The sequence below is a fragment of the Novosphingobium sp. genome, assembly GCF_030699305.1.
GTDB lineage: Bacteria > Pseudomonadota > Alphaproteobacteria > Sphingomonadales > Sphingomonadaceae > Novosphingobium.
Genome location: NZ_JAUYNB010000034.1, coordinates 88,038 through 114,114, shown reverse-complemented (window position 1 = coordinate 114,114; position 26,077 = coordinate 88,038). Strand labels below are relative to the sequence as shown.

The 26,077-nt window shown below is 64.6% G+C and carries 22 protein-coding genes; 8 read left to right on the top strand and 14 right to left on the bottom strand.

Translation table 11 applies throughout. From position 1 onward, the window contains the following. Positions 1 to 6: 6 nt before the first annotated feature. The 4 genes from Q8Q53_RS13850 to Q8Q53_RS13835 all read right to left on the bottom strand — a co-directional run bounded on the left by Q8Q53_RS13850 (position 7) and on the right by Q8Q53_RS13835 (position 5,155). Positions 7 to 1,503 carry a DUF2235 domain-containing protein gene (locus Q8Q53_RS13850; RefSeq protein ID WP_305702370.1) on the bottom strand — a complete coding sequence of 499 codons (1,497 nt, stop codon included), beginning with the start codon at positions 1,501 to 1,503 and terminating at the stop codon, positions 7 to 9. 152 nt (positions 1,504 to 1,655) lie between these two features. Then, a complete protein-coding gene (gene groL, locus Q8Q53_RS13845; RefSeq protein WP_305702369.1) occupies positions 1,656 to 3,299 on the bottom strand; it encodes a chaperonin GroEL in 1,644 nt (547 codons plus the stop codon). Positions 3,300 to 3,352: 53 nt separating this feature from the next. Beyond that, positions 3,353 to 3,640 (bottom strand): co-chaperone GroES, encoded by a 288-nt coding sequence (groES, locus tag Q8Q53_RS13840; RefSeq protein WP_305702368.1) that lies wholly within the window; start codon positions 3,638 to 3,640, stop codon positions 3,353 to 3,355. A gap of 135 nt (positions 3,641 to 3,775) precedes the next feature. Further along, positions 3,776 to 5,155, bottom strand: coding sequence for an MATE family efflux transporter (locus tag Q8Q53_RS13835; RefSeq protein WP_305702367.1), 1,380 nt, complete (start codon positions 5,153 to 5,155; stop codon positions 3,776 to 3,778). A 171-nt stretch (positions 5,156 to 5,326) separates the two neighbouring features. Here Q8Q53_RS13835 and Q8Q53_RS13830 point away from each other — a divergent pair, with 171 nt between their 5' ends. Further along, positions 5,327 to 5,788, top strand: coding sequence for a cytochrome c family protein (locus Q8Q53_RS13830; RefSeq protein WP_305702366.1), 462 nt, complete (start codon positions 5,327 to 5,329; stop codon positions 5,786 to 5,788). Between the two features lie 162 nt (positions 5,789 to 5,950). Here the strand turns inward: Q8Q53_RS13830 and rplL are convergent, their stop codons facing one another. The 5 genes from rplL to Q8Q53_RS13805 form a co-directional block, all read right to left on the bottom strand. Further along, on the bottom strand, positions 5,951 to 6,322 hold the full coding sequence (rplL, locus tag Q8Q53_RS13825; RefSeq protein WP_305702365.1) for a 50S ribosomal protein L7/L12: 372 nt from the start codon (positions 6,320 to 6,322) through the stop codon (positions 5,951 to 5,953). Positions 6,323 to 6,400: 78 nt separating this feature from the next. Continuing rightward, positions 6,401 to 6,913: a 50S ribosomal protein L10 gene (gene rplJ, locus Q8Q53_RS13820; RefSeq protein ID WP_305702364.1), complete on the bottom strand. Its 513-nt coding sequence runs from the start codon at positions 6,911 to 6,913 to the stop codon at positions 6,401 to 6,403. A gap of 329 nt (positions 6,914 to 7,242) precedes the next feature. Beyond that, positions 7,243 to 8,535 carry an acyl-CoA dehydrogenase family protein gene (locus Q8Q53_RS13815; protein ID WP_305702363.1) on the bottom strand — a complete coding sequence of 431 codons (1,293 nt, stop codon included), beginning with the start codon at positions 8,533 to 8,535 and terminating at the stop codon, positions 7,243 to 7,245. Between the two features lies 1 nt (position 8,536). Then, positions 8,537 to 9,880 (bottom strand): phosphotransferase, encoded by a 1,344-nt coding sequence (locus Q8Q53_RS13810; protein ID WP_305702362.1) that lies wholly within the window; start codon positions 9,878 to 9,880, stop codon positions 8,537 to 8,539. Next, positions 9,853 to 10,254, bottom strand: a complete 402-nt coding sequence (locus Q8Q53_RS13805) for a hypothetical protein (protein ID WP_305702361.1) — start codon at positions 10,252 to 10,254, stop codon at positions 9,853 to 9,855. The genes Q8Q53_RS13810 and Q8Q53_RS13805 overlap by 28 nt, the downstream gene beginning before the upstream one ends. A 379-nt stretch (positions 10,255 to 10,633) precedes the next feature. Between Q8Q53_RS13805 and polA the strand changes: the two genes are divergently transcribed. After that, the gene (gene polA / locus Q8Q53_RS13800) at positions 10,634 to 13,468 is read left to right on the top strand and encodes a DNA polymerase I (RefSeq protein ID WP_305702360.1); all 2,835 of its coding nucleotides are present in this window, start codon (positions 10,634 to 10,636) and stop codon (positions 13,466 to 13,468) included. Continuing rightward, positions 13,468 to 14,511 (top strand): mechanosensitive ion channel family protein, encoded by a 1,044-nt coding sequence (locus tag Q8Q53_RS13795; protein ID WP_305702359.1) that lies wholly within the window; start codon positions 13,468 to 13,470, stop codon positions 14,509 to 14,511. The genes polA and Q8Q53_RS13795 overlap by 1 nt, the downstream gene beginning before the upstream one ends. Positions 14,512 to 14,534: 23 nt before the next feature. On the opposite strand, the gene Q8Q53_RS13790 is transcribed toward Q8Q53_RS13795, so the two are convergent. Continuing rightward, the gene (locus tag Q8Q53_RS13790) at positions 14,535 to 16,844 is read right to left on the bottom strand and encodes a CDC48 family AAA ATPase (protein ID WP_305702358.1); all 2,310 of its coding nucleotides are present in this window, start codon (positions 16,842 to 16,844) and stop codon (positions 14,535 to 14,537) included. Positions 16,845 to 17,223: 379 nt separating this feature from the next. Then, positions 17,224 to 18,009, bottom strand: coding sequence for a universal stress protein (locus Q8Q53_RS13785; RefSeq protein WP_305702357.1), 786 nt, complete (start codon positions 18,007 to 18,009; stop codon positions 17,224 to 17,226). 121 nt (positions 18,010 to 18,130) lie between these two features. On the opposite strand from Q8Q53_RS13785, the gene Q8Q53_RS13780 reads away from it, so the two are divergent. Continuing rightward, entirely contained in the window at positions 18,131 to 18,793 is a 663-nt protein-coding gene (locus Q8Q53_RS13780; protein WP_305702356.1) for an HAD-IA family hydrolase, read from the top strand. A 7-nt stretch (positions 18,794 to 18,800) separates the two neighbouring features. Here the strand turns inward: Q8Q53_RS13780 and Q8Q53_RS13775 are convergent, their stop codons facing one another. Continuing rightward, positions 18,801 to 19,670: a LysR family transcriptional regulator gene (locus Q8Q53_RS13775; RefSeq protein WP_305702355.1), complete on the bottom strand. Its 870-nt coding sequence runs from the start codon at positions 19,668 to 19,670 to the stop codon at positions 18,801 to 18,803. Positions 19,671 to 19,759: 89 nt separating this feature from the next. Between Q8Q53_RS13775 and Q8Q53_RS13770 the strand changes: the two genes are divergently transcribed. From Q8Q53_RS13770 to Q8Q53_RS13755, 4 genes are all read left to right on the top strand, one after another. Beyond that, positions 19,760 to 20,470, top strand: a complete 711-nt coding sequence (locus Q8Q53_RS13770) for a CoA transferase subunit A (RefSeq protein WP_305702354.1) — start codon at positions 19,760 to 19,762, stop codon at positions 20,468 to 20,470. Next, positions 20,470 to 21,129 (top strand): 3-oxoacid CoA-transferase subunit B, encoded by a 660-nt coding sequence (locus tag Q8Q53_RS13765; protein WP_305702353.1) that lies wholly within the window; start codon positions 20,470 to 20,472, stop codon positions 21,127 to 21,129. Before Q8Q53_RS13770 ends, Q8Q53_RS13765 begins: the two co-directional genes overlap by 1 nt. An 82-nt stretch (positions 21,130 to 21,211) precedes the next feature. Then, on the top strand, positions 21,212 to 22,348 hold the full coding sequence (locus Q8Q53_RS13760) for a nitronate monooxygenase family protein (protein WP_305702352.1): 1,137 nt from the start codon (positions 21,212 to 21,214) through the stop codon (positions 22,346 to 22,348). After that, positions 22,348 to 23,064 carry a glutathione S-transferase family protein gene (locus tag Q8Q53_RS13755; RefSeq protein ID WP_305702351.1) on the top strand — a complete coding sequence of 239 codons (717 nt, stop codon included), beginning with the start codon at positions 22,348 to 22,350 and terminating at the stop codon, positions 23,062 to 23,064. The genes Q8Q53_RS13760 and Q8Q53_RS13755 overlap by 1 nt, the downstream gene beginning before the upstream one ends. Positions 23,065 to 23,259: 195 nt before the next feature. On the opposite strand, the gene metK is transcribed toward Q8Q53_RS13755, so the two are convergent. Together metK and lnt are read right to left on the bottom strand one after the other, a co-directional pair. Beyond that, positions 23,260 to 24,465: a methionine adenosyltransferase gene (metK, locus tag Q8Q53_RS13750; protein ID WP_305702350.1), complete on the bottom strand. Its 1,206-nt coding sequence runs from the start codon at positions 24,463 to 24,465 to the stop codon at positions 23,260 to 23,262. A 37-nt stretch (positions 24,466 to 24,502) separates the two neighbouring features. Further along, positions 24,503 to 26,074 (bottom strand): apolipoprotein N-acyltransferase, encoded by a 1,572-nt coding sequence (gene lnt, locus Q8Q53_RS13745; RefSeq protein WP_371136565.1) that lies wholly within the window; start codon positions 26,072 to 26,074, stop codon positions 24,503 to 24,505. Positions 26,075 to 26,077: the final 3 nt, after the last annotated feature.

The following is a 26,077-nucleotide window of genomic DNA, read 5'->3' as shown; positions in this document are numbered from 1 at the left end:
ATCGCCCTATCCTGCGGGCAATTCGGGCGGGCGCTGCCGCAACCGGTCAGCCAGCAACGCTTCGCGCCCGCAGTACCCGTCATCGCGCCGCGCGGCAGGTCCGCCGCCTTCGCATTCAACCGTGATGCACTGCTGACCGGGCTTCAACGCATAGCCGCCGACCGACCGATAGAGGCAATCACCCATTTCCGGGATGAAGCCGTATTCGGGCAAGTCGGCGGAACACAATTGCACCGGCCCAACCTTGCGCGATCCGCCGCGATCCCGGCAATTGTCAAACCGGGCATCCAGATCGGTCAGGCGCAGCAGCCGCTCCAGCGCGGAGATGTGAATGACAGGCCGCGAGTCGTATCCCACGGTTTGGGCCTCGTAACTGAGCGGGCGGCGGAAAAAGCGGCTCAGCCCCTTGTAGAATACATTCGATTCCTTCGCCGCGCGGATCGGTCCAAGGGGGTCTTCGAACACCCGCGCTTCGGGCGCGAACAGGAATTCGCTGCGCAGCTGGTCCAGCATCCAGTTGAGCGACACGCCCTGCAAATGGCCGTCCACTTGCGCATGGCGGGTATAGCCCCCGCCGACATCGGCATGCGCCCCTGCAAACCACACCTCGCGCACCAGCGGTGGCGGCATGCCATCCGGACAGCCCGCGCGTAGCCGCTCGCCCCGCGCCAGGATCGGCGTGAACGAATAGGCCCGGTTGTCGTCCAGCGCGAGCGCGTGGAACACGGCGTTGATGTTGCAGGTCTGATCAAAGAATTCCGCGCGGTATTCGGTCGGGTCCTTGGTCCGGTCCGGCATGTTCAGCGCGGCCACGGTATCCCAGATCGCCAGCGCCTCGATCCGGACACGGGCCAGCGGCGGGGCGGCGGGCAGATTGCGTGCGGCCAGCACGGTGTTGATCCGCGCGGTGCGCTCCCGATTGCGCACCCGAACCGAGCCGCTGCGCCCTTTCCACTTGTGGGCCGCGAACAGCTCTTTCGCCAACCGGTCAACTTCCGCGCCGCGAATGCCCGCGCTGGCGGCATCGGGAATGCCCGCCAGCGCGACCAGCCCGGCAAGGATGCGCACACCGTACGCCCCCCGGCTGAAGCCCGAGAGATAGATCCGGTCACCGGGGCGATAGTTGCGGATCAGGAAAGCATAGGCCTGCTGCACATCCTGATCCATTCCCTGCCCCAGCGCCAGCCCGGCCACGTTGCCCCGGCTGCCGACGCCTTCGGCGTAATACGTGGCAAGGCGGCGATCGGAGGTTGAGGGGATTGCCCCGGCCTGCTGCCCGGTTGCTCCTGAAAGCTCATTGCCGGGGCGGGTGCGCATCCCGCTGGAGGCATCGACAATCTCGAACAGGCGGGCGGCGTTGGTGCGGGAAATCCCGCTGTTGCCAGTCCCGTCGATCGTCAGGAAAATATCCTTGCCTGCGGGCGGCAGTGCCGTGGGCGTTTCGTTGACGAAATAGAGGCTGCCGATATTCGTCGTGGCACAGCCACCCAGCAGCAATGCCAACAGCATTATCCAAAATCGCTGCACCCCGGCCCCCTGCTCTTGCGTCAGGGGATGGTGAACTGTTTGTCGGCAGATGTAAATTTCGCAGACAAAACAAAAGGCCGGAGGGATCGCTCCCCCCGGCCTTCGTTACTTGCGACTGGTGTCCGGGCTTAGAAGCCCATGTCACCCATGCCGCCCATGCCGCCACCCATCGGGGGCATCGCGGGCTTGTCGTCCGCACGCTCCGCAATGGCGGCTTCAGTGGTGATCAGCAGGCCCGATACCGAAGCGGCGTCCTGCAGGGCAGTGCGCACAACCTTGGTCGGGTCGATCACGCCGGCTGCCTTGAGGTTTTCGTAGACGTCGGTCGCGGCGTTGAAGCCCATCGATTCGTCGCCTTCGCGCAGCAGGTTGCCCGAAACCACGGCGCCGTCATGGCCCGCGTTCTGGGCGATCTGACGCAGCGGGGTCAGGATCGCGCGGCGCACGATGTCGATACCCTTGGTCTGGTCGTCGTTCGCGCCCTTCATGCCTTCAAGCGCCTTGGTGGCATAGAGCAGCGCCGTGCCGCCACCGGGGACGATGCCTTCTTCAACGGCCGCACGGGTGGCGTGCAGCGCGTCGTCAACGCGGTCCTTGCGTTCCTTCACTTCGACTTCGGTCGCACCGCCAACCTTGATCACGGCCACGCCGCCAGCCAGCTTGGCCAGACGTTCCTGCAGCTTTTCCTTGTCGTAGTCGCTGCTGGTCGTGTCGATCTGGGCGCGGATCTGTTCGACGCGGGCCTTGATGTCGTCAGCAGCGCCAGCGCCGTCGACGATGGTGGTGTTGTCCTTGTCGATCGACACCTTCTTGGCCTGACCGAGCATGCCGAGCGTGACGGTTTCCAGCTTGATGCCCAGGTCTTCGCTGATCATTTCACCGGCGGTGAGGATCGCGATGTCCTGCAGCATGGCCTTGCGGCGATCGCCGAAGCCCGGAGCCTTGACCGCAGCAACCTTCAGGCCGCCGCGCAGCTTGTTGACCACCAGGGTCGCCAGCGCTTCGCCTTCGATGTCTTCAGCGATGATGAGCAGCGGACGGCCCGACTGGACCACGGCTTCGAGCACCGGCAGCATCGACTGCAGGTTCGACAGCTTCTTTTCGTGGATCAGGATGTACGGGTTTTCGAGTTCGACCGTCATCTTTTCCGGGTTGGTCACGAAGTAGGGCGACAGGTAACCACGGTCGAACTGCATGCCTTCAACGACATCGAGTTCGAATTCGAGGCCCTTGGCCTCTTCCACGGTGATCACGCCTTCCTTGCCGACCTTTTCCATCGCTTCGGCGATCTTCTGGCCGACTTCGACGTCGCCATTGGCCGAAATGATGCCGACCTGGGCGATTTCCTGCGTGCCGGTAACCGGGGTCGAACGCGCCTTGAGGTCTGCAACAACCTTGGTCACGGCCAGATCGATGCCGCGCTTCAGATCCATCGGGTTCATGCCGGCAGCGACCGAGGTCATGCCTTCACGCACGATCGCCTGGGCCAGCACGGTGGCGGTGGTGGTGCCGTCACCGGCTGCGTCGTTGGCCTTCGAGGCCACTTCGCGCAGCATCTGGGCGCCCATGTTTTCGAACTTGTCCTTCAGTTCGATTTCCTTGGCGACCGAAACACCGTCCTTGGTGATGCGCGGTGCGCCGAAGCTCTTGTCGATCACGACGTTGCGGCCCTTCGGCCCCAGCGTAACCTTCACCGCATTGGCGAGGATGTCGACACCAGCGAGAATGCGTTCGCGCGCGTCGCGCCCGAATTTCACGTCCTTGGCAGCCATTTCAAATTCCTTGAATGTCTAGAATAGGGGTAGGTTCAGGAAGCAGCAGTCACTCAGCCGATAACGCCGAGGATGTCGCTTTCCTTCATGATCAGCAGGTCTTCACCGGCGACCTTCACTTCGGTGCCCGACCACTTGCCGAACAGCACGCGGTCGCCAACCTTGACGTCCAGCGGGGTGATGGTGCCGTTTTCGGCGCGGGCGCCGGTGCCGATGGAAACGACTTCGCCTTCAGCGGGCTTTTCCTTGGCGCTGTCAGGAATGATGATGCCGCCTGCGGTTTTTTCTTCGGCCTCAACGCGGCGCACGAGCACGCGGTCGTGCAACGGACGGAATGACATGGGTTGGTTCCCTCTCTTTTATCTACGAACAGATGTGAATTGGCACTCTCACGCGGAGAGTGCCAGCACGGCGCATATGGGTGCGCACCAGAGGGTCGTCAAGCAGACTCGCCCCGAAATTTTTTCGAAGCGAGGTTAAGCGCCGAACAGCCCCAGCCGCTCGCGCGCATGCCAGCGCCACAGCAGCAGGCCCGCGACCACGACCAGCCCCGCCGCCAGCCCCAGCCAGATCCCGATGCCCGACAGCGCCGTGAAAAAGCCCAGCCCGACCGAAGTGCCGAGGCCCGGCACCCAGTATCCGAACAGCGCAATCGCCATCGGCACGCGGGTATCCTGAAGCCCGCGCAGCGCACCCGCCGCCACCGCCTGAACCCCGTCGAACAACTGGAACGCGGCGGCGATCACCATGTATTGCACGGCAAAGGCCACCATCGCGGCGTTCTGCGGCGCAGCGGGATCGACATAGAGCGCCAGGATCGCGTGCGGTGCCAGCAGCATCGCGCTGGCGGTGATCGCCATGAAGCTGACTGACAGCACCAGCGCCGCCCACCCGGCCCGCCCGGCCGCCGCGCGGTCGCCCGCGCCAAAGTGATAGCCGACCCGGATCGTTGCGGCCTGGCCCAGCCCGAACGGCACCTGAAACGCCAGCGCGGCGACTTGCAGCGCCACGGTGTGTCCGGCCAGCTGGGCCGGGCCGATCAGCCCCATCAGGAACGCCGCGCCGCTGAACAGTCCGGCTTCGGCCAGGATCGTGAGCGTGATCGGCGTGCCGATCAGCATGATTTCACGCAGCCGGGTCCATTCCGGCCGCCACCAGCGCCCGAAAATGCGGTAGCGCCGCAGGCGGCGGTCGCGCTGGATCGCCACGACATAGGCCGCGAGCATCGCCAGCGCGGTCAGAATGCTCGACAGCGCGGACCCTTCCAGCCCCAGCGCCGGTGCCCCCAGGTTGCCGAACACGAACACCCAGTTGCCCAGCGCGTTGACGCCGATTGCCAGCGCGGTGATCGCGGTTGCAAAGATCGGGCGGCCCAGCGCCGATACGAAGGTGCGCAGCACATTGCTGAGGATCATCGGGATCATCGCCCACAGCAGCACGCTCAGGAACCCGCCCGCCAGCCGCGCGACTTCCGGGTCCTGGCCCGACAGCAGCAGGATCTGTTCACCATTGGCCGCCACCGCCATGCCCAGCAGGCCGGACAGCACCGCCAGCCACAGCGCCATCCGCACGCTGCGCCGCACTTCGCGCATGGCATGGGCGCGGCGGCCCAGTTCGGCGGCGATCAGCGGCGCGCAGGCCCCGGTCAGGCCCGAAAAGCACCACATCATCAGCCCGAACAGGCTGATCGACAGGCTCGACGCGGCCAGCGCCGTTTCCCCCAGCCGCGCGACGAAGATCACGTCGATCGCATAGACCAGCATCTGCATCAGGTTGGCCGCCGCCAGCGGCACCGCCAGCCGCAGCGTCGCGCCCATTTCGATGCGCCAGGGAGAGTGCGGGACAGCTTCAGCCATAAGGGTGGCACCGGATAGGCGGGGCAGGCCGCAAGGGGAAGGATAATCGCCACTATGCGGGCAGTTACCGCGCCGGGCGTGCAGTTATTGCAACGGCTGACGTAACAAACGCACTTCCACAGCAGCAGCGGGCCAGCTAACGCAGCGCCTGACGGGTTGAAGGAGTGAAAGATGCGTTTTTCCGGCAGGATGATGATTGGTTCGGCGCTGGCCCTTGGACTGGCGGCTTGCGGGTCGCCGAGCGAGGACAAGTCTGCGGCCGGCAGCCCTGCGGCTGATGTCGCTGCGCCTGCGGCTGATGTCGCTGCGCCTGCAGCCGCACCTGCCGTAGCCGACGCCGGGGGCAAGCCCGCCGCGTTCGCGCAGTGCGCCGCGTGCCACGCAGTCGAACCCGGCAAGCATGGGATCGGCCCCAGCCTGGCCGGTGTCTATGGCACCAAGGCGGGCGAACTGGCCGGTTATACGTTCTCTGACAAGTTGCTCGCTTCGGGCCTGACGTGGGACGATGCGACGCTGGACCAGTGGCTCGCCGGACCGATGAAAATGGTCCCCGGCACCAAGATGACTTACGCCGGGATGGCCGATGCCGCCAAGCGCAAGGAACTGATCGAATACATGAAGACGCTGAAGTAACCCTTCAGCGAATTCGGGTCGCGCGGCAGGGTCGGAAGGGCAACCTTTCCGGCCCTGTTTGTTGTTGGCGGCGGAGCTGCGGCGTCCAGCCGCACCGCCCAAACGAAAAGGGCGGCCCCTTGCGGAGCCGCCCTTTCCTGAAACTGGGTAAGCTGTTGAGGCTTACTTGATTTCGACGGTACCACCGGCAGCGGTGATCTTCGCCTTGATTTCTTCGGCTTCCGTCTTCGAGACGGCTTCCTTGACAGCCTTCGGAGCGGCTTCCACCAGCGCCTTGGCTTCGGTCAGGCCGAGCTGCGTGATCGCACGCACTTCCTTGATGACGGCGATCTTGTTGCCGCCGTCGCCGGTCAGGATAACGTCGAATTCGGTCTGCTCTTCAGCAGCTTCAGCAGCAGCGGCCGGGGCAGCAGCCACGGCAACAGCAGCAGCAGCCGAAACGCCCCAAGCTTCTTCAAGCGCCTTGGCGAGGTCAGCGGCTTCGAGGACGGTCAGCTTCGAAAGTTCTTCAACGAGCTTGGCAATATCAGCCATGATGTTTCACTCCACAATTTGATGGCTGCCGGACCCTTCGGCTTGAAGTGTCTGGTCCGGCAAAACGTTTGATCAGTCTTATGCGGCTTCCTTGGCGTAGGCGCCAAAGACGCGGGCCAGCTTGCCTGCCGGTGCCGTGACAACCTGAGCGATCTTGGTCGCCGGTGCCTGGACAAGGCCGATAAGCTTGGCGCGCAGTTCGTCGAGCGAAGGCATCGAGGCGAGCGCCTTGATCCCGTCGGCATCGAGCACCTGCGAACCCATCGCGCCGCCAACGATTTCCAACTTGTCGTTGGTCTTGGCGAATTCGACAGCGATCTTTGCTGCGGTGACCGGGTCGACCGAAGTCGCCAGGGCAACCGGACCGGTGAGCATGTCACCGATATCAGCATAGTTCGTGTCCGCGATGGCCAGCTTGGCAAGACTGTTCTTGGAAACCTTGAACGACGCACCGGCTTCACGCATCTTCACGCGCAGGGCCGTGGTTTGAGCCACGGACATGCCGAGGTTGCGGGTGATCACCACCACGCCGACCTCATTGAAGGTTGCGTTCAGAGCTGCGACCGCATCGGCTTTCTGCGAACGATCCATGCTTACTCCTTCACGATGGCCATGTGCATGAAGCACAAGGCCGGGCTGCGTTGTCCGCTCCGGCAAACCGGAACGGGCGAGTCCGTTGAAGGGGAAGGAGGGGCGTGAAACACGCCGGTAGCGCGGCGGCACAGGGCCGAAGCGCGAATTCTCTTTTCCCCGTCTAGGCTGGAAATTAAGTGCGGCATATTCCGCACACCAACTGTCTCGGACGGATGAACGGCCGGGACGAATCCCCGCCGGTCAGGCCGCGCAATTACCAGCGCGCACCCCAAAGTCAAGCGAACCCGCGCCGGGAGGGCGTTTCCCCCGCCCCGGCGCAGCCCCAATTACCCTTTCGCGAACATCGCTTTCCGCGGCCCAAGGTAGCCGAACAGGTATGCCCCGACCTTGCGCATCTGGATTTCCTCCGCCCCTTCGGTAATCCGATAGCGGCGGTGGTGGCGATAGATATGCTCGAACGGCTTGTGCCGCGAATAGCCGATCCCGCCGTGGACCTGCATCGCCCGGTCGGCTGCTTCGCAGACCAGCCGGTTGGCGTAATAGTTGCACATCGAAATCTTGTCGGACAGTTTCTGTTCGACTTCCTTGTGCTCCATGTGATCCATTTCCCAGGCGGTCTTGTAGATCAGCGTGCGCAGCATTTCGCACTGCGTGGCCAGTTCCACCAGCGGGAACTGGATCCCCTGGTTGCGCGCCAGTTCCGCGCCGAACGGCTTGCGCTCGCGCGCATATTTCACTGATTCCTCAACGCAATAGGTCGCCGCGCCGAGCGAGCTGGCGGCCTGGCGAATGCGGTTCTGGTGGACGAAGCTCTGCGCGATCGACAGCCCGCCGTCGACCGGTCCGAGCATCGCGCTGTCCGGCACCCAGCAATTCTCGAAATGCATCCGGGGGTGGTCGGTGGGCATGTTGAACGTCCACATATATTCATCGACGACCATGCCCGGCGTGCCGGTCGGAACCAGCAGGCAGCTGATCCCCTTGGCATCGCCCGCCTTGCCCGACGTCCGGCAGAACGCGGCGCAGTGGGTGGCGACGTGCATGCCGGTGATCCACATCTTTTCCCCGTCGATGCGCCAGCCCGGCACGCCATCACGGGTTTCGCGGACCGCGCGGGTTTCCATGTGGGTCGCGTCCGATCCGTGGTGCGGCTCGGTCAGGCCGAACGCGACGCGGCGGTTGCGTTCGAACCCGCCGGTGATGAATTCCTTCTGCTGCTCCTCGGTCCCGAAGTGTTCGAACATGTTCACGAACGGGAAGTTGCCGACGATCGAGTGCTCGTTTTGCAGATCGTTGTGCAGCCCCAGCCCCATCTGGGTGAAGTGATCGCGGATCACCGCCATCCACAGGTTGGACCCGTCCTTGCCGCCGTATTTCTTGGGCGCGGAAAAGCGCCAGTACCCGGCCTTGTCGGCGCGCAGGCTGGCTTCGCGCAGCAGCTCTTCCCAGTCATGCCGGGGCAGGCCCTGATTTTCAAAATCGGTGCGGGCATATTCGCGGCGGTGATCGAAGAAGCGGATGTTGTCGTCCTGCTGCTCCAGCGGCTTGATCTCGGCCGCGATGAACGCATCGAGTTCGGCAAGGTAGGCCTTGAGGTCCTCAGGCAGTGCAAAATCCATGTCAGTTCCCTTCCCAGCGAGCCCGCGCGTTGGCCAGCGCGGGATATTTCGGCACATCGGCAATCAGTTTATTCAGCGCCATCCGGCGCAGCCGGGCCAGCAGGCCGGGTGTCGCCAGATCGGCCCGGCCCGCCATCAGATCGGCGGCGAGCGCGGCGTCGGTCGCAACCGGGCGCTGATCGAGTTCACGCGCAACGATCCCCAGCGCATTGCGCGCGACCGCCAGATCGAACCGCCCGCGCCCGCTGACCAGCGGCTTGATATCGTTCGTCAGCCATTCGGAAATGGCAGTCAGGATTTCGGCTCCGCTCGGCTCGCCCGTACCGGGTTGCAGCGGCTCCAGCGCTGGGGGCAAAGGACGCTTCCGCTCGGCCTCTGGTGCGAGATCCTCCAGCAGCAGCAACAGATCGAGTTCCTGCTCCGACGTGCGCCGCGCCACGACCACCCGCTCGATCGAGCGGTCATGCCCGTCGCGCCAGTATCCGCCCATCTGCAGGCAGCCGAGCGCCCACCAGAACGTGCGATAGACGGTCCAGAACCGGAACCGGTCATAATCGAACGCCTGCCCGCCAGCCTCTTCATAGGCCTGCACCAGTTCCGCGATGGACGTCAGCCCGTACCCCGGCCGGTCGGGCCGCGAAAAGCGCCACACGGTCATGCAGCCGAACGCGATATCCTCGTGTGGATCGCCCAGATGGGCCAGCTCCCAATCGAGCACGCCCGACAGCCGCCCATCGTCGACCAGCAGGTTGCCCAGCCGGAAATCGCCGTGGACCAGCCGGGGCGGCACCGGGGCGGGCAGGTTCTGTTCCAGCCAGCGCACCGCCAGCGCCAGGATCGGGCGATCCGCGCCATAACTGATGAAACGCGCCTTCAGGTCGGCCAGCGCCTGCGCGGTGTCCATCACCGGAACCGGAATGCCGGTGGGATCGGTACGGTGGGTCGCGGCGAGTTCGCGGGCAATGTCGCGGATCAACACTTGCGGATCGGCCACCGCCAGAATCGCATTCGGATCGGGCGTGCCGGGAATGGCGCGCATGATAAAGCCGGAACCGATTTCGTCCTCCGGCTCCAGTTCGACCAGAATTTCCGGGGCCAGCACCCCTGCAGCCCGCGCGGCGCGGATCAGCGCGGCTTCGCCCGCATGGTCCATCGGCCGCCCCGCCATCATCTCCAGCGACGGGGCGCGGCGCAGGATGCAGGTTTCCTCGCCCGCGATGAAGCGCCAGCTTTCCATGTTGGCCCCGCCCGACAGCCGCTCCAGCGCGGACGGCGCAGGCATCCCGGCGCGGGCCAGCGCGCGGGTCAGCCCTGCGGTCAGAGGATGATCTGATAATCCGGACAAATCCGCCGCTCTCCTTCGACCTGCAATCGGCCAGAACGTTTAATCGCGCGATTAAAAAGATCAAGCGCGGTCGGCGGAAAAAACGGCTGCGGCTGCGGCGGGCAAAGAAAAGGGGCGCGGAAGGTTTCCCCTCCGCGCCCCGATTCTTGTGCCGTGCGGCGAAGATTACATCTTCTTGGCAGCGTCCGCAGCAGCGTCGGCAGCGGCATCAGCAGCGCCTTCAACGGCCGTAGCAGCGGCTTCACCAGCAGCGCCAGCAGCGGCGGCAGCGTCGGTGGCGGCAGCAGCAGCGTCGGTGGCAGCAGCCGAAGCGTCGGCAGCGGCGTCGGTGGCGACTTCCGAAGCAGCAGCAGCGGTGTCTTCAGCCTTTTCACCGCAGGCCGAAAGGGCGAGAGCGGCGCCGGCGGCGGCAGCAGCGAGAACGATCTTGCGCATGAATGTATTCCTTGAACAGCGAGTGGACCCCGACCGATTTCCTGCCATGCCATTGAAAGGGCAGGGCATTGGGCCGACCGGAAAGCCAACCATATCGGTAGACTTCACGCCGCAAATAGTCGCGTTCGTGCCGCGATGCAAGCACTTGTGATGCTGCAACCCATTCATTGCGGTGAACCGTTGTGCAAGAGTGTGGCGACAGAATGTGGCAAGGGCGTGGCCAGTTGCCCGATTGACCCCGAATCCATGCGCAAGATGGCGGTTGATACGGCCGCGCGGTCGCTACCGCTATCGCCCCGGCGCTGCTAGGCTGGCGCGATGGAATCCAAGCAGCACCTCTATCTCGTTGATGGCTCGGCCTATATTTTCCGGGCCTATCACCGCCTGCCGCCGCTCACCAACCAGCATGGCGTGCCGGTCGGCGCGGTCTATGGTTACACCACCATGCTGTGGCGGCTGGCGGATGACCTCAACAAGGCCGAAGGGCCAACGCATCTGGCGGTGATCCTCGATGCGTCCGGCAAATCGTTCCGGAATGACATCTATCCGCTCTACAAGGCGAATCGCCCGCCGCCGCCCGAAGACCTGAAGCCGCAGTTCCCGCTGATCCGCGATGCCACCCGCGCGTTCAGCCTGCCGTGCATCGAGCAACAGGGGCTGGAAGCCGACGACCTGATCGCCAGCTATGCCCGCGCCGCGTGCGAACGCGGCTGGGACGTGACGATCGTCTCATCGGACAAGGATCTGATGCAACTGATCGGCCCCCATGCGGGTGGGCGGATCGAGATGCTGGACACGATGAAGAACCAGCGGATCGAGGAACCGGAGGTCCAGGAAAAGTTCGGCGTGCCCCCCACCCTGGTCGGCGATGTCCTCGCGCTGATGGGTGATGCGGTCGACAATATCCCCGGCATTCGCGGAATCGGTCCCAAGACCGCAACCAAGCTGATTCAGGAACACGGCAGCCTTGAAGCCGCGCTGGCGGCGGCAGACGGCATGAAGCCATCGAAGCTGCGCGAAAACCTGATCGAACACGCGGATATGGCGCGGCTCAGCCGCGTGCTGGTCACGCTCAAGGAAGATTGCGTCCTGCCGGTGCCGCTTGATGATTTCAAGCTGGGCGCAATTCCGCCCGCGCCGCTGGTGTCGTTCCTGGAAGACCACGGGTTCACCAGTCTGCTGAAACGGCTGGACGGCGGGCGCGGCAGCCCCGAACGCAAGACCCAGCTCAATCCCGCCAAACCGGTCACCGCCGGGGCCGGGGCCAGCACCGAAGGCACGCGCCAGCCGCTGCCCTATATGCCCGCGGTGGACCGCAGCGGCTATGCCTGCGTGCAGACGCTGGATGAGCTTGACCAGTGGATCGCCCGCGCGTTCGCCGCACGGGTGGTGGCGTTCGACACGGAAACCAGCGCGCTGGACGCGATGCGTGCCGATCTGGTCGGGATCAGCCTGGCAGTCGGTCCGAATCAGGCGTGCTATATCCCGCTTGCCCACGGCGGAACCGACATGTTCGCGGAAAAACCCCTGCAGGTGGACCGCGCCGCCGCACTCGCCCGGCTGAAGCCGCTGCTGGAAAGCGATGCAGTGCTGAAAATCGGCCAGAACGCGAAATACGATCTGAATGTCCTGACCCGTTACGGCATCGCCGTCAGCCCGGTCGATGACACGATGGTGATGAGCTTCGATCTGGACGCCGGGCGCGGCGAGGACGGCATTGGCGGCGGCCACGGGATGGACGAACTGGCCGCCCGCCACCTCGGCCACACCACCCTGGCGTTCAAGGACGTGTGCGGCACCGGCAAGAAGGCGATCCCGTTCGGTGAAGTCCCGCTGGACCGTGCGACCGAATATGCCGCCGAAGATGCCGACGTGACCTGGCGGCTGCACGCCTTGCTGCGGCCCCGGCTCTCCTCAGAGGCCGCCACGCGCGTCTATGAGCGCGTTGACCGCCCGCTGGTGCCGGTCGTCGCGCAGATGGAACGCCACGGGATCAGGGTCGACCGCGAACGGCTGGCCAGCCTGTCCGCCACGTTCGCCGCCGAAATCGCCAAGCTGGACGGCGAGATTCATGCGCTGGCCGGACAGGAATTCACCATCGGCAGTCCGAAGCAACTGGGTGAAATCCTGTTCGAAAAGCTGGGCTACAAAGGCGGCAAGAAAGGCAAGACCGGGCAGTATTCGACCGACCTGAGCGTGCTGGAGCGGCTGGCGGGCGAAGGCGCCGAAATCGCGAACAAGGTGCTGGAATGGCGGCAACTTTCCAAGCTGCGCTCAACCTATACCGAAGCGTTGCAGGCCGCTATCAACCCGGATACCGGGCGGGTCCACACCAGCTACAGCCTGGTCGGCGCGCAGACCGGGCGGCTGTCCTCAACCGAACCCAACCTCCAGAACATCCCGATCCGGACCGAACTGGGGCGCCAGATCCGTGACGCCTTCGTCGCCGAACCCGGCAACGTGATCCTGGCGGCGGACTACAGCCAGATCGAACTGCGGCTCGCCGCGCACATGGCCGACGTGCCCGCGCTCAAGGAAGCCTTCGCCGCCGGTGAGGACATCCACGCCCGCACCGCGCTGGAAATGTTCGGAGAAGTCAACCGCGACACGCGCGGACGCGCCAAGACGATCAACTTTGCAATCCTGTATGGCATCAGCCGCTGGGGGCTGGCCGGTCGGCTTGGGGTCTCCTCGGATGAGGCGCAGGCGATGATCGACCGCTATTTCGAGCGCTTCCCCGGCATCCGGGCCTACATCCACGCCACGCTCGAAAGCGTGCGCACCAACGGCTATTCGCAGACGCTGTTTGGCCGCAAATGCTGGTTCCCGCGCATCGGATCGAGCAACCCGAACGAACGCATGGGCAGCGAGCGCGCCGCGATCAACGCGCCGATCCAGGGGACCAGCGCCGATATCATCAAGCGCGCGATGGTGCGGATGATGCCCGCGCTGGCGGCGGCTGGGCTGGGCCATGTCCGGATGCTGCTGCAGGTCCATGACGAGCTGGTGTTCGAATTGCCGCAGGCCGATGTGGCCGCCACGTCCGACGTGATCCGCGCCGTGATGGCCGGAGCGGCCGAACCGTCGGTGCCGCTGTCAATCCCGCTGGGCGTGGAAATCGGGACCGGCGCCAGCTGGGGGGCGGCGCACTGATGTCGGACAGGCTCCCTTCTGTCAGCCAGATGCTGGATTGGTCCGAAGCGCTGACCCTGGCTGGCATTCATGTTGCCATCGCGGCTGGCGCGGCGCTGGGTTTTCATTTTGTGCTGTTCAAGCTGCTTGACCGCGCCGCCCGGTTATCCGCCTCCACCGCTGACGAACTGGTCTTTGCCCGCCTGCGCCACCCGCTGCGCTGGTCGCTGGTGGCAGTGGCGATTTCCGTCGCGGCGGAAGCCAACGGGCTGATCGGTCGCGGCTGGGATACGGTGGCCCGCTTCCTGGTGCCCGCACTGATGGGCTGGGTTGCCTTTGCAATGGTCAAGGCGCTTGCTGCGGCGCTGGAAGTCCATGCCGGGGTGCACGCCGATCCCGTCGCCGCGCGCAGCCGCCGCACCCGGATTGCGTTATTTTCGCGCTCGGCCGGGTTCATGGTCGTGTTCGTGACCGTGGCGCTGATCCTGTTCAGCATTCCGGCCGTGCGCAACGTCGGCGTGACGTTGATCGCATCGGCGGGGTTTGCCACCCTGACATTCGGTCTGGCCGCACAGCCGGCACTGAAGTCGCTGATCGCGGGGATACAGATCGCGCTGACCGAGCCGATCCGGATCGGTGATTTCGTGGTAATCGACAATGAAAGCGGACGGATCGAGGACATCCGCCTGAGCTACGTGGTGATCCGCACCGCCGACGAACGCCGGATCATCGTGCCAACGGCCAAGTTCCTCGATTCCAGCTTCCAGAACTGGACCCGCGTCGGGCTGGGGCTGACGGGATCGGTGGTGCTGCCAGTGCGCCCCGGCAGCGAAATCGCGCCGATCCGGGCGGCTTACGAGGCCGCGCTGGCCGCCAATCCCGATTGGGACAAGCGCACCGCCGCGCTGCAAGTGTCCGAAGCCCGCGTCGGTTCGGTCGAGCTCAAGCTGGTGATGAGCGCCGACGGACCGACCGAACTGGCCCGCCTGCGTCACGCCATGCGCGAGGCCATGCTGGAATGGCTGCGCGAGAATATGCCGAGCGCACTCTGCACCGAAACGTGATCCTCCCCCCGGCGGGAGGAGGATCAGCTGTGCTTCTTTTCCCGCGTTGAACTGACCATGCCCGGTGACAGGAACCCGATCTGCGTCGCGGTAACTTCAGCCGCGCGCTTTTTCAGCTCACCTTTCAGTTTCAGGTATTCGCTTTCCATCTCGGCGCTGACGGTCGCGCGCGAATCGGCCAGGGCCGCGACAAAGTCAGCCCCCGTCACCTCGTCCGCTTCCGCGCCGCTCCGGCGGATGGCGCACAGGCCGGCGCGGCGCACCACGTCTTCCAGATCTGCGCCGGTGAAGCGATGGGCTTGGTGTGCGATTTTCGCCAGATCGACATCGGCAGCCAGCGGCATTTTCGCGGTGTGAATTTTCAGGATATGTTCGCGCCCGGCCACATCGGGCGTGCCGACATAGACCAGCTCGTCCAGCCGCCCCGGCCGCAGCAGCGCCGGATCGACCAGTCCCGGCCGGTTGGTCGCGCCGATCAGGACCACGCTGGACAATTCCTCCATCCCGTCCATTTCAGCCAGGATCGTATTCACGACGCGGGCCGTGACCTGCGGTTCGTTCCCGCTGCTGCCGCGCGCGGGGACCAGACTGTCGATTTCATCAATGAAGATCACGCACGGGGCAACCTGCCGCGCCCGGGCGAACAGGCGGCTGATCTGCTGTTCGCTTTCACCGAACCACTTGGACAAGAGGTCGGACGACTTGATCGAGATGAAGTTCGCTTCGCTCTCTTTCGCCACGGCCTTGGCCAGCAAGGTCTTGCCGGTTCCGGGCGGGCCATAGAGCAGGAACCCCTTGGCCGGACGGATGCCCAGCCGCCGGAACGCCTCGGGGTTCTTGAGCGGGAGTTCGATCCCCTCGCGCAGTTTATCCTGCGCATCGCCCGCGCCGCCAATGTCGGACCAGCCGATATTGGGCACCTGCACCATCACTTCACGCATCGCCGAAGGCTGGACCCGCTTGAGCGCAGCCCGGAAATCATCAAGCGTGACATTCAGCGCTTCCAGCACGTCGGGCGGGATCGTCTGTGCTTCCAGATCGAGCTGCGGCATGATCCGGCGCACGGCTTCGATCGCGGCTTCACGCGCCAGTGCGCCCAGGTCTGCTCCGACAAAACCGTGCGTGGTACGCGCCAGTTCATCCAGATCCACGCCTTCGGCCAGCGGCATCCCGCGGGTGTGGATGCCCAGGATTTCGCGCCGTCCGCCTTCATCCGGCACGCCGATCACGATTTCCCGGTCAAACCGGCCGGGGCGGCGCAGCGCCTCGTCAAGCGCGTCCGGGCGGTTGGTGGCCGCGATCACCACGATGTTTGAACGGGAATGCAGCCCGTCCATCAGCGTGAGCAATTGCGCGACCAGCCGCTTTTCCGCTTCGCCCGGCGTGCCGGAGCGCTTGGGCGCAATCGAATCGATTTCGTCCATGAAAATGATCGACGGCGCAGCCTTGGCCGCTTCCTCGAACACTTCGCGCAGGCGCCGTTCGCTCTCGCCATAGGCAGAGCCCATGATTTCGGGCCCGTTGATGGTGAAAAAACTGGCATCGCTTTCGTTCGCCACGGCTTTGGCCAGGCGCGTCTTGCCGGTTCCCGGCGGGCCGTGCAGCAACACGCCCTTGGGCGGATCGACCCCCAGCCGGGTAAACAATTCCGGGTAACGCAGCGGCAGTTCGACCATTTCGCGCAGCTGGCGGATCGTGTCCCCCATTCCTCCAACGTCGTCATAGTTCACGTCGCCGCGCCCGGTGCTCGCTTCCTCGAACTCCTCACGCAGTTCGACTTCGGTGGTTTCGTCGATGTGGACCACGCCCTTGGGCACGGTCGCCACCACAGTCAGGCGAATCTGCGTCAAGGCAAAGGCGGGCGCATTCAGCATCCTGGCGACTTCGGGCGGCATATCGCGCACCTGGGTCTGACCCGTCGTCGCGACCAGATCGCCCGCGACCAGCGGACGACCGAAAAAGTTGCGCTTCAGCGCCTGTCCCGGCCCCTGCAGCCGCATTTCGCGCTGGGCGGGCGCGAACACGACGCGCTGGGCGGGCCGCGATTCGCCCTTGCTGACCTGAACATGGTCGCCCGATCCGACTTCGGCATTGGCGCGCTGCAACCCGTCCAGCCGAATCACCTCCAGCCCTTCATCCTCGGCATAGGCGACGACCGCGCGGGCCGCCGTGTTGCGCTTGCCCGCGATTTCCACGACATCGCCCTCGATGATGCCCAGCGCGGCAAACGTCGATTTGGGCAGGCGCGCAATGCCCTGCCCGCTTTCTTCCTGGCGCGCGGCGGCAACCTGAAGTTTGATGGCGGTGTTAACCGGGGTGCCTGCATCGGCCATGTGATTTGTCCTGCACCGATCCGTGATGGACCGTCCGATACAAAGCTAGGAACTGCCGGACAGGTTTGCAAATGGGCACCCGATCTACCCCCGCGAATCGCGGACAAAAAAAGGCCCGGTCGTTGCCGACCGGGCCATTGAAGTTTTGGGAGAGGATGCCTGAAAGGCACGATCTAAGTGCCTCCAGACCTGATTTTGTGCAAGTGCGAAAAGATCATTCGGTGTTGCGTATTTTGCAACATCTGTTCACATCCACGCAATAAGCCATATTTTTCAAGGAAAAAGGGCGGAGTTACCCGCCCCTTTCCCACTCGATTTAATTACTACCACTTAAGTTATGATGCGCTGCACCAAAATGTGGTGGGCGAATCGCCGTCGCTCAATGCGCCAACAGCAGCGGCGGCGCGGCCTGCTCCTCAAGGAAGTATCGCGTTACGCCGCCAAACAGGAACTCGCGCACCCGGCTGTGGCCGTAAGCACCCATGACCATCAATTGCACGCCCATTTGTGCCGACGCCGTGGCCAGGGTTTCTTCGATCGAATTGCCGCGCGGCAGTTCGTGCAGTTCCGCCTTGATATCGTGCCGCGCCAGATAACGCAGTGCATCGGTCGGCGGGAAACCCTCCGCCTTGTCGGTCAGCACTGTCAAAACATGCACGGCCCCGGCCCCCTGAAGCAGCGGCACCGCAGCACGCAGCGCATGCGCAGCCTCATCACCGCCGTCCCAGGCGATGCAGGCAACACCGATCGGCAGCTGGAGTGCCCTGGAATCAGGCAACGCCAGCACTGGCGTGCGGGACACCATCGCCAGATCTCCGGAAAGTCCGCCGCTACGCGAAACCACCGTTATGTCCGCCAGCCGCGCGCCGCTGGCCAGCGCATCCACCGGCGGTAATTCATACTGGGCGATATCGAACGGGACGTCGTCGTTCTGCAATCGGCCGGCAAATGCCTCGGCCAAAGCGTCATCCTCTTTCAGCGCCGCCTCCAGCGCATCGCGCGCGACATAAGTGCCGCCATAAGGATCGACCGTAACGTAGCGGTCGATCGGCGTATCGAGCAGCAAGGTCACATGCCCCTCATGCGCCCGCGCAATATTCATCGCCGTGTCGAGCCGAGCCGACATGCCCGGATCACGACCGGCCTGGACAAGGATGGAACGCATGACAGTGTCTCCCTTTTTACTTCCTGCAACCGTGGCAAATCATACCACCACGCACCATGACTTGCGTCAATTTTCTCGATCGGCCACTGCGGCCCCGATTACTGTATGAAAGCAAAATAGGATGTCAGAGATGGTTCGCCGCTTCGAGGCCGTGATTTTCGATTTTGGCGGCGTCATTACCGCTTCCCCGTTCGAGGCCTTCAACCGCCTGGAAGCCGAACGTGGCCTGCCGCAGGATTTCGTGCGCCGCGTCAACGCCGCCAATCCCGATACCAACGCCTGGGCGCTGTTTGAGCGGGCAGAGATCGATGCGGCGACGTTTAACACACGATTCGCAGCCGAGGCTGCCGCGCTGGGTCATGCACTGGAAGGCAGCGCGGTACTGGCGGTGCTATCCGGCAGCATCCGCCCCGCGATGGTGAGTGCGCTGGATACATTGGCAGGCGCCGGATACCGGCTGGGCTGCATCACCAACAACGTCCCCTCCGGCCACGGCGCCGGAATGGCGCGCAGCGGGGACAAGGCCGACGCCTATGAACTGGTATTTGCACGGTTCGAACACGTGATCGAAAGCAGCAAGGCCGGCGTGCGCAAGCCCGATCCGCGGATTTACCTGATGATGTGTGAAAAGCTGGGGCTGGAACCGGCTGCCTGTATTTATCTCGATGACCTGGGCATCAACTGTAAACCCGCTGCGCACCTGGGCATGCACGCGATCAAGGTAACCAGCGGCGAGCAGGCGCTGACCGACTTGTCGGCGGTGCTGGGGCTGACGCTGGGCTGACGCCGCCCTATTCGATCCGCAGGCTTCCCGCCCGGCGGAACAGTTCCAGAATGACCGGATCGCGCTCACCCGCCCGGATCGCGGCTTCGAACTGAAGCTGCGCTGCGGGAGGCGGCAGGACTTCGGCCAGCACCCCGGTCTCGATCTGCGGGCGGACCATCGTTTCGGGAAAGATCGCCGCGCCCAGCCCCTGCGCGATGATCTCGATCATCGTCTGGACGTTGTTGCAGGTGTTGATCGAGCGATACGGCACCTGACCGTCCGCCAGCGACTGCACCATCACGCGGTGGATCGGGGAATGCTCCCCCACCGACCACACCGGCAGGGCCTGTGCAAACCCGCCTGCCGCAACCGTCGCCGCACTGGCCAGCCAGACCAGCCCGACCGCGCCGATCGGCGCCGTCTGCAACCCCGGACTGGCGACGGGCCCGGCCAGAAACACCATATCGCGCGTGCCGCCCAGCAAGTGCTGGAGCATCCGCGCGGTCAGATCGAGATCGACCTCCAGCGTGACGCCCGGGAGGTCGCGTTCCAGTTCCTGCACAAACCCCGGCAAACAGCTGGCCGCCGCGATTTCACCAGCGCCGATCCGCACCACCCCGGTTGCCCCGGCAAAGCCGCCGGCCTCCATCAGTGCGCGTTCGAACCCGGCCAGCAGCGGCTCGCAATCCTGCACCAGCTGCCGCCCGCGCGCAGTCAGCACCACCCCGCGCCCTTCGCGGCGAAAAATCTCGATCCCCAGCTGGTTTTCGATTTCACGCACCCGCGCCGATATGGCAGGCTGGGTGGTGTTGAGCCGCTCTGCCGCCGCGCGGAACGTGCCCAGCCGGGCAATCCACGCCAGCGTTTCAAGGTGATAGATGGCCAGCTTACGCATCAACAACTCTTATCGATTTCAGAAACAAACAATCATTAGTCCGGATTGATCAGGCGCGCTAGAGATCGTCCGGAACCTTGGGAGGGCACATGGCCAGCAAAATCTACCCCGACGCCGCAGCCGCGCTTGATGGCCTGTTGCGCAACGACCTGCTGATCGCGTGCGGCGGTTTTGGCCTGTGTGGCATCCCCGAACGCTTGCTCGATGCGGTCCGCGATTCCGGGGTGACCGGCCTGACCTTTGCCAGCAACAACGCGGGCATCGACAACGAAGGCATCGGCAAGCTGCTGCGTACCCGCCAGGTCAAGAAAATGATCGCCAGCTATGTGGGCGAGAACAAAGAGTTCGAGCGTCAGTATCTGTCGGGCGAACTCGAAGTCGAATTCAGCCCGCAAGGGACGCTGGCCGAACGGATGCGCGCCGCCGGGGCCGGGATTCCGGGCTTCTACACCAAGACCGGCGTTGGCACGCTCGTGGCCGACGGCAAGGAAACGAAGACCTTTGGCGGCGAGGAATATATCCTTGAACAGGGCATCTTCGCCGATCTGGCGCTGGTCAAGGCCTGGAAGGCCGACACCACCGGCAACGTCGTGTTCCGCAAGACCGCACGCAATTTCAACGTGCCGGCTGCGCAGTGCGGCAAGGTCTGCGTGGTTGAAGTGGAGGAAATCGTCGAACCGGGCCAGCTCGATCCCGATGCGATCCACTTGCCGGGCGTCTACGTCCAGCGCCTGATCTGCGGCGCGCCGTACGACAAGAAAATCGAGTTTCGCACCACTCGCACCACGGATGTCGGCTGATGACCAAGCATGATGGACTGACCAAGGGCTGGACCCGCGACCAGATGGCGGCCCGCGCCGCGCAGGAACTGCAGGACGGGTTCTATGTGAACCTGGGCATCGGCATCCCGACGCTGGTGGCGAACCACGTGCCGGCCGGCATGACCGTGACGCTGCAATCGGAAAACGGGATGCTGGGCATTGGTCCCTTCCCGACCGAGGACGCAATCGATGCTGACCTGGTCAACGCGGGCAAGCAGACGATCAGCGAGTTGCCGCACTCGGCCTATTTCGACAGCGCGGCCAGCTTTGCTATGATTCGCGGCGGCAAGATCGACCTGACGGTGCTGGGCGGCATGGAAGTGTCCGAAACCGGCGACATCGCCAACTGGATGGTGCCCGGCAAGATGATCAAGGGCATGGGCGGCGCGATGGATCTGGTCGCGGGGGTGAAGAAGATCATCGTCGTGATGGAACACTGCGCCAAGGACGGCACGCCCAAGTTCGTGCCCGCCTGCACCCTGCCGCTGACGGGCCGCAACGTGGTCGATCTGCTGATCACCGATCTGGCCGTATTCCGCCGCCCCGATCATGCCTCGCCGTTCCAGCTGATCGAGCTGGCGCCGGGCGTGACGGCGGAGGAACTGGCCAGCCGCACGACCGCGCATTACATCGCCTGAACCGGGTTGCGGCAACCACTGAAAGGTGGCTTGCCGCAACTTATCTTGCGCGCCATGATCGCTCCCAACCTGGGAGAGAAAAATGGATAATGCCCTGTGCCGGATGACCGGCTGCGATTTTCCGCTGTTTGCGTTCAGCCATTGCCGCGACGTGGTCGTGGCGGTCAGCAAGGCTGGCGGCTTCGGCGTGTTCGGCGCGGCGGCCTATACGCCCGAACAGTTTGAGCAGGAACTGGCGTGGATCGACGCGCACATCGATGGCCGCCCCTACGGCGTCGATGTGCTGGTGCCCGAAACGGTTGACCCGCGCGTCACTGAATTCACCAGCAACGCCCAGCGCGCCGCTGCGATTTCGGATGAGCACAAGCGCTTTACCGCCGATCTGCTGGGGCAATACGGCGTTCGGATTGCCCCGGATGAGGCCACCCGGATGCGCGAAGGTGCCGGGATCACACCTGAAAACGGCGCAGCGCTGCTCGAAGTCGCGTTCCGCCACCCGATCAAGCTGATCGCCAACGCGCTGGGCATCGCCCCGCCGCAGATGATCGCCGAGGGCAAGCGGCGCGGGATTCCCGTCGCGGCACTGGTCGGCGCCAAGGAACACGCGCTGCGGCAGGCGGCAGCGGGGGTGGACATCATCGTTGCGCAGGGCGGTGAAGCTGGCGGGCACTGCGGCGAAGTATCGACGCTGGTGCTGGTCCCCGAAGTCGTCCGCGCGCTCAAGCAAGGCGGGCATGACATTCCGGTGCTGGCCGCGGGCGGGATCATGACCGGCGGGCAGATGGCGGCGATGATGACGGCGGGCGCGCAAGGCGCGTGGTGCGGATCGGTCTGGTTGTCCACGCCTGAGGCGGAAACCAGCGAGACCTTCCGCGCCAAGATGGTCGCCGCGCGGAGCCGCGATACCGTCCGCTCAAAGGCCCGCACCGGCAAACCCGCGCGCCAGCTGAAAACAGCCTGGCACGAAGCCTGGGACGGTCCCGACAGCCCCGGCACCCTGCCGATGCCGCTGATGGGCATGGTATCCGAACCCAGCTTTGCCCACATCGAAAAGGCGGTGGTCAACGGCAATGCCGAGGCGCGCGATCTGGTCAGCTACTTCGTCGGTCAGGGGGTCGGCCTGATCGAAGCGGAGCGCAGCTGCCGTCAGGTGGTGCAGGACTTCCGCGAGGAATTCGCCGAGGCCGTCATGGGCCTGAACGCCATGCTGGGGGACTGATGGCCTATACCCTGATCACCGCGAACCGGAACTATTCCAGCTGGAGCCTGCGCCCGTGGGTGCTGATGAAGGCGCTGGGCATTCCCTTTGCCGACCGGCTGGAACCGTTCACCAAGCCCGACAACTACGAGGACTTCCGCCGGTTCTCGCCCACCGGGCAAGTGCCGTTGCTGATTGATGGCGACCGCAAGATCGCGGATTCGCTCGGCATCACGCTCTATCTGGCCGAGCGCCATCCCGGCGTCTGGCCAGCGCAAGAGGACGCGCTGATTTTCGCACAGGGCGCGGTCGCGGAGATGCACGGCGGGTTCGGGCATTTGCGCAGCGATTGCACCATGAACGTCGGTGTGCGGGTCACCCCCAAGCCGATGAGCGAAGGGTTGCGGCGCAATGTCGTGCGCGTGCGGGAACTGTTCGAAACGGGCCTTGCCCGCTTTGGCGGACCGTGGCTGGCTGGCGCGGAGTTCAGCGCTGCCGATGCGTTCTATGCCCCGGTCGCCTATCGCATTCGGACATACGGACTGGACGTTGGCAAGGGACAGGCGTGGGTCGACCACATTCTGGCGCATCCCGCCATGCTGGAATGGGAAGCCGCCGCGCTGGCAGAGGACTGGCGCGAGGCCAGCCACGAGGAAGAATTGGCCGCCGCCGGGGCAATTACGGCGGATTATCGGCGCCAGGGACTGGGTGTAGCCGACCAGCCCCGCTCATCCTGAGGAGCCATTGCGCCTGCCGAAATGGCGTCTTGAAGGACGAACGCGGCGCGGGTGGTTCGAGACGAGCCTTCGACAAGCTCAGTCTCTCCTCACCATGAGCGGGAGTGGTGCAGTCTCCGTGGGCCGGTAAGCAAGGCTTGAAACGCAACAGGGCGGCCAATGGCCGCCCTGTCCGTGTTCAGAAGCGCGCTTCGTTCAGCCCAGCGCGGCCTTCAGGTCATCGATCAGATCGGTGCGCTCCCACGGGAAGCTGTCGCCTTCGGGCTTGCGGCCGAAGTGACCGTATGCCGCCGTCTGGCGATAGATCGGCTTGTTCAGGCCGAGATGCGTGCGGATGCTGCGCGGGGTCAGGCCGCCCAGCTTCTGGATCTGCATGATCGCCGCTTCGATCTTGTCATCGCCAACCGTGCCGGTTTCATGGGTGTCGACATAGAGCGATAGCGGCTTTGACACGCCGATGGCATAAGCCAGCTGGATCGTGCAGCGCGTGGCGAGGCCTGCCGCAACGATGTTCTTGGCCAGATAGCGCGTGATATAGGCCGCCGAACGGTCAACCTTGGTCGGATCCTTGCCCGAAAACGCACCGCCGCCATGCGGAGCCGCGCCGCCGTAAGTATCAACGATGATCTTGCGGCCGGTCAGGCCAGCATCGCCATCGGGGCCGCCAATTTCGAAGCTGCCGGTCGGGTTAATGTGATATTCGGTTTCGCGCAGCAGCACGGGCGGGATCACATCGGCAACGACGCGCTTCACATAGGCGTGGAGTTCAGCTTCCTTATCGCCCTCGTCATAGCCCGGTGCGTGCTGGGTCGAAACGACGACCGCCGTCGCGGCGACCGGCAGGCTGCCTTCGTAGCGCAGCGTAACCTGGCTCTTCGCGTCAGGTTCGAGGAACGGAGCCGCGCCGGAATGGCGATCTGCCGCCATGCGCTCCAGGATCTTGTGGCTGTAATACAGCGTCGCGGGCATCAGATCGGGCGTTTCGTCGGTGGCGTAACCGAACATGATGCCCTGGTCGCCCGCGCCTTCATCCTTGTTTGCACCGGCGTCCACGCCCTGCGCAATATGCTCCGACTGGCCATGCAGGCGGTTGATGAATTCAAGGCTTTCCCAATGGAAACCGTCCTGCTCGTAACCGATTTCCTTCACGGTGCGGCGCACCGTGGCTTCGATTTCTTCCTGCGCGCCGGGGGCCCATTCACCGTTTTCGTAGACGCCCTTGCAGCGGATTTCACCGGCCAGCACGACCAGCTGGGTCGTCGTCAGCGTTTCGCAGGCGATCCGGGCTTCGGGGTCTTTCGAGAGGAACAGGTCGACAATCGAATCCGAGATCTGGTCAGAAACCTTGTCCGGATGACCTTCGGAGACGCTTTCGGAAGTGAAGAGATAGTCGGTGCGCATGGTTCTCTCGATATAAAGGAATCTTTATGTCCGCTTACTAACCGCGTCTGCGGCGGCTGGCAACCAACGAGAGCACAAGAAGAACTGCGGCCCAGCCAAGCGGAAGCACGTTGCCCGTTCGGGCAAACAGCGTTGGCGCCAATGCAGGCGGCAAAGCGGCGTCGATCCGCCCGGCGGTCTGGTGCGGAATGTACTGGCCGACCGTCCCGTCGGCAGCAATCACGGCGCTGATGCCGGTGGTCGTGGCGCGCAGCACCGGCAGCCCTTCCTCGATCGCGCGAAGCCGGGCCTGCGCCAGATGCTGCGGCGGACCCCAGGCGCCAAACCAGCCATCGTTGGATGGATTGAACAGGAAGTCGGGCCGATTCTTTTGGTCAACCACTTGTCCGGAAAAGATTATTTCATAACACACCTGCACGCCCACCCGGCCCCAGTCGCCCAGTTCCAGCGTGCGCGGCCCCGGTCCCGGCCAGAAGTCCAGCGCCCCCGGCACCAGCCGCGACAGACCCAGCGGCGTCAGGATCGCGCGCATCGGCAGGTATTCGCCGTAGGGCACCAGATGGGCCTTGGCATAGCTGGCGCGGATCGTGCCGGTTGCATCCAGCGCGGTGACGGAATTGCGCGCCGCAACGGCCTTGCGGCCGCGCACTTCAAGGTCGGTCGTCCCGCTCAGCAGCAGCGTGCCGGGACCGGCCAGTCGGCCCAGTCGCTGGCGGGCCAGCACCGGATCAGCCCCGTAGTTATCGAGGTAATAGCGGTCCGGATACCCTTCGCGCAGGTAATCCGGCACGCCGGATTCGGGCCAGAGCAACAAGCGTTTGCCTTGCCCGGCGCGCGCTGGAGAAAGCTTGGCGAGACGCTGATAGTTCGCCTCGTACATGGTGTAATCGTTCAGTTCATCCTGCGGAATATTGGGCTGGACCAGCGTGAACGGCCGCCCCGTCGCTGCCTTGTCCGGACCGGAGCCAAGCGGCACCAGCAAGGCCGCGACCGGCACCAAGGTCAGGGCAATCCCCCGCCAATCAGCCTTGGCGCGCACTGCCGCGATCCACCAGCACGCCGCCAGCAGCACGATCAGCGCGGAGAGCGCATACGTGCCCAGATAGGGAGCCAGCCCCGCCAGTCCCGGCCGCCCGAACGACCCCAGCGCGGTGATCCCCAGCGGGTTCCAGGCGAAGCCGGTGAACACCCAGCTTCTCAGCCATTCGGTGATCGTCCAGCCGCCTGCCAGTGCCAGCACCAGCGCACCCCGGTGGCGGCGGGCGATCAGCCAGGCCGTCAAAGTCGCCAGCGCGGGATAGACCGCCAGGTAAATCGAGAGGAGCACCACCGCGATGGCGCCCAGCCAGCCGGGCATGGCCGCCTGATAGGTGAACGCGGTGGCGATCCAGAAATTGCCGACCGTGAAGTGCCCGACCCCAAACGCCCAGCCGATCAGCGCTGCCTGCCGCCAGTCGGCGGCGCGGTGAACCAAAGCGATCAGTCCGGCGAGGCCCAGCAGGGTCAGCGGCCAGAGCGCCAGCGGTTGAAAACCGCACGCCGCACCCGCACCCAGCACCAGGGCACCAAGGCGCGGATAGCGGGTCGCAAGAGTTACCAAGCGGCCCAAGCG